We start from the raw sequence: 261 nt of genomic DNA, 5'->3' as shown, positions 1-261 counted from the left end.
CGTCGACCGACTGGCTCGCGAGAATCTGCCGTTTGCGTTCGGACAGCCCGTAGCCGATCACCGCGATCCGCCCGTCGTAGCCGGCGTGCCGCAGCGACAGCAGGAACGGCACGAGCATTTCGTACCACGCGCGGTTGTTGTCGTTGATCGCCACGCAGACTGCGTGCTCGCTCGAATGCATGTTGGTGTCCCGTTACGTGTGCCCGGCGCGGTGTCCGCGCGATGCCGGTCATTGTAGATCGCCGCCGCACGGGCCGGCGC

1 protein-coding gene is annotated in these 261 nt (G+C 67.0%); it reads right to left on the bottom strand.

The window, feature by feature from the left end:
- Positions 1-181, bottom strand: a 181-nt coding sequence (locus tag AAEY75_RS15805; RefSeq protein ID WP_352260126.1) for a hypothetical protein, incomplete at its 3' end; no start/stop codon positions are given.
- Between the last annotated feature and the right edge of the window lie 80 nt (positions 182-261).

The sequence above is a fragment of the Psychrobacter sp. TB55-MNA-CIBAN-0194 genome (assembly GCF_040309505.1).
In the GTDB taxonomy this organism is placed as follows: domain Bacteria; phylum Pseudomonadota; class Gammaproteobacteria; order Pseudomonadales; family Moraxellaceae; genus Psychrobacter; species Psychrobacter fozii.
The sequence above is the reverse complement of the archived record's forward strand: the minus strand, read 5'-3'. Positions and strand labels throughout refer to the sequence as shown.